Source organism: Mycobacterium sp. E2479 (assembly GCF_001667925.1).
GTDB lineage: Bacteria > Actinomycetota > Actinomycetes > Mycobacteriales > Mycobacteriaceae > Mycobacterium.
The window spans coordinates 1-3,267 of record NZ_LZJR01000035.1 but is presented as its reverse complement, the minus strand read 5'-3'; the positions used below and the strand labels follow the sequence as shown (position 1 = coordinate 3,267).

The 3,267-nt window shown below is 64.3% G+C and carries 4 protein-coding genes and 1 pseudogene; all 5 read left to right on the top strand.

All coding sequences use genetic code 11. From position 1 onward, the window contains the following. A pseudogene (locus tag A5686_RS27030) lies at positions 1–168 on the top strand (cytochrome P450); the annotation flags it as partial. After that, a complete protein-coding gene (locus A5686_RS03970) occupies positions 169–993 on the top strand; it encodes an SDR family oxidoreductase (protein WP_067931353.1) in 825 nt (274 codons plus the stop codon). Between the two features lie 55 nt (positions 994–1,048). Continuing rightward, positions 1,049–2,404: a cytochrome P450 gene (locus tag A5686_RS03965; protein WP_067931351.1), complete on the top strand. Its 1,356-nt coding sequence runs from the start codon at positions 1,049–1,051 to the stop codon at positions 2,402–2,404. A gap of 12 nt (positions 2,405–2,416) precedes the next feature. Continuing rightward, positions 2,417–2,629 carry a ferredoxin gene (locus A5686_RS03960; protein WP_067931349.1) on the top strand — a complete coding sequence of 71 codons (213 nt, stop codon included), beginning with the start codon at positions 2,417–2,419 and terminating at the stop codon, positions 2,627–2,629. Positions 2,630–2,632: 3 nt separating this feature from the next. Further along, on the top strand, positions 2,633–3,187 hold the full coding sequence (locus tag A5686_RS03955) for a hypothetical protein (RefSeq protein ID WP_067931347.1): 555 nt from the start codon (positions 2,633–2,635) through the stop codon (positions 3,185–3,187). Positions 3,188–3,267 lie beyond the last annotated feature (80 nt).

The window sequence follows — 3,267 nt, the reverse complement described above, 5'->3', positions numbered from 1 at the left end:
CACTTCTGCCTGGGCGCGCATCTGGCGCGAATGGAAGCCCGGGTCGCGCTCACCGAGTTGTTCAAGCGAATCCGCGGGTACGAGGTGGACGAGGCCAACGCCGTCCGCGTCCACTCGAGCAATGTCCGCGGATTCGCTCACCTACCCATGAACGTGGAGGTCCGCTGAATGCCCCGGTTTGAACCCTTGCCCGAACGCCGGCCCGCCATCGTGGCCGGCGCTTCCTCCGGCATCGGTGAGGCAACCGCCATCGAGCTCGCGGCGCACGGCTTCCCCGTCGCCCTCGGTGCACGCCGGGTCGAGAAGCTCGACGACATCGTCGGCAAGATCAACGCCAACGGCGGGGAGGCTGTCGGGTTTCACCTCGATGTGACTGATCCGAATTCGGTGAAATCCTTTGTCGCACAGTCGGTCGACGCGTTGGGCGACATCGAGGTATTGGTGGCCGGCGCCGGCGACACCTACTTCGGGAAGCTCGCCGAGATCACCACCGAGGAGTTCGAGTCGCAGCTGCAGATCCACCTGGTCGGCGCCAACCGGCTGGCCACCGCCGTGCTACCGGGCATGCTGGAACGCCGGCGCGGCGACCTGATCTTCGTCGGCTCCGACGTGGCCCTGCGCCAACGGCCGCACATGGGCGCCTACGGCGCTGCGAAGGCCGCGCTGGTCGCCATGGTCACCAACTTCCAGATGGAACTCGAGGGCACCGGCGTGCGGGCCTCGATCGTGCATCCCGGCCCGACGAAGACGTCGATGGGCTGGAGTCTGCCGGCCGAGAAGATCGGTCCCGCACTACACGACTGGGCTAAGTGGGGCCAGGCCCGCCACGACTACTTTCTGCGCGCCGCGGATTTGGCACGCGCCATCACGTTCGTCGCCGAGACGCCGCGTGGTGGCTTCATCGCGAACATGGAGCTTCAGCCCGAGGCCCCGTTGGCCGACGATAAAGATCGCCAGAAACTCGCGCTCGGTGAAGAGGGGATGCCGTCATGACGACTTCGCGAAGCGACGATGCGCCGGGCACCGCGCACCCAGGGAGAGTGCACAAATGACGACATCTGCCACCGTGCCGCGGGTTTCCGGCGGCGAGGAACAGCATGGCCACCTCGAGGAGTTCCGCACCGACCCAATTGGTTTGATGCAGCGCGTCCGAGACGAGTGCGGAGACGTCGGCTGGTTCCAGTTGGTCGACAAACACGTCATCTTGCTGTCCGGCGCGGGTGCCAACGAGTTCTTCTTTCGGTCGGCGGACGAGGATCTCGACCAGGCTGCGGCGTACCCATTCATGGCGCCTATCTTCGGCAAGGGCGTGGTGTTCGACGCCAGCCCGGAGCGGCGCAAGGAGATGCTGCACAACTCGGCGCTGCGTGGCGAGCAGATGAAGGGCCACGCCGCGACCATCGAGGCTCAAGTCAAGGGGATGATTGGCGACTGGGGCGAGGAGGGCGAGATCGAGCTGCTCGACTTCTTCTCGGAGTTGACCATTTACACCTCGACGGCCTGCCTGATCGGCGTGAAATTCCGCAACCAGCTTGACCACCGGTTCGCGGAGTACTACCACGAGCTGGAACGCGGCACCGACCCGTTGTGCTACGTCGATCCGTACCTGCCGATCGAGAGCTTTCGGCGCCGCGACGAGGCTCGCGTCAAACTCGTTGCGCTGGTGCAGGAAATCATGAACCAGCGGCTATCCGACCCACCCCAGGACAAGAGCGACCGCGACATGCTCGACGTTCTCGTCTCGATCAAAGACGAAGAGGGCAACTCCCGCTTCTCCGCCGACGAGGTCACCGGCATGTTCATCTCGTTGATGTTCGCCGGGCACCACACCAGTTCGGGGACCTCGGCGTGGACGCTGATCGAGTTGATTCGCCACCCCGACGTCTACGCCGAGGTGCTGGCCGAACTCGAGGAGCTCTATGCCGACGGCCAAGAGGTGAGTTTCCATGCGCTGCGGTCGATTCCGAAACTGGACAACGTGGTCAAGGAGACGCTGCGACTGCACCCGCCGCTGATCATCCTGATGCGGGTGGCCAAGGGCGAGTTCGAAGTCGAGGGCTTTCCGATTCACGACGGCGACTACGTCGCGGCGTCCCCGGCGATCTCGAACCGGATTCCCGAAGACTTTCCCGACCCCGACGCGTTCAAGCCCGATCGCTACAACAAGCCCGAGCAGGCCGACATCGTCAACCGGTGGACCTGGATCCCGTTCGGCGCGGGCCGGCACCGCTGCGTCGGCGCCGCGTTCGCCCAGATGCAGATCAAGGCGATCTTCTCGGTTCTGCTGCGCGAGTACGAATTCGAGATGGCACAGCCGGCGGACAGCTATCACAACGACCATTCCAAGATGGTGGTGCAGCTTGCCCGGCCGGCCAAGGTGCGATACCGCAAGCGCGGCACGTAGGGAGTCTGTCCGATGAGCGGTTTCAGGATCGAAGTGGATCTCGATTTGTGTCAGGGCCACGCCATGTGCGAACTGGAGGCGCCGGATTACTTCCGGGTGCCTAAGCGGGGCAAGGTGCAGGTCGTCGACCCCGAACCGCCCGAAGACGCCCGCGAGGATGTGCAGCGCGCGGTCGATATGTGTCCAACGCAAGCACTATTCATCAAAGAAGATCCGGAAGGCTGACTTATGACATCACAAGCGTCACACCCGCGTGCGGACCTCGAGGCATGGGTCGACCGCTGGCTGCAGGCCAACAAGGATTGCGAAAAAGCGGGGGACTGGCGGCCATTGGCCGACTTCTACGCCCAGGACGCCACATACGGCTGGAACATCGGCCCCAAGGAAGACGTGATGTGCGTGGGCGTCGACGAGATCCGCGATGTCGCCCTGGGCTTGGAGATGCAGGGCTTGGAAAACTGGGTGTACGAGTACCAGAAGGTGCTCATCGACGACAAGCAGGGCGAGATCGTCGGGTTCTGGAAACAGATAGTCAACAAGACCGACGGCACCCAGGACGAGATTTACGGCATCGGCGGCAGCTGGTTTCGCTTGAACAGCGAGTTGCTCATCGAGTGGCAGCGCGACTTCTTCGACTTCGGTCACGTCGCGTACATGTTCGGCAAGCTCATCGAGTCCGGGGACCTAAGTGAGGGCATGCAGAAGCGCATCGAGCGCAGCATCGCCGGCGAGAAGCTGCCCGGCTACTACCCGCTTGGCGAGGCACCCGTCCCCATTTGGTGACGGACGGCGGCGACCCGCCGCGCCCGGCCACGCCGCGCTTGCGATCGCCGCTGGGCTCCACGGCGGCGACCCGCCGCGCC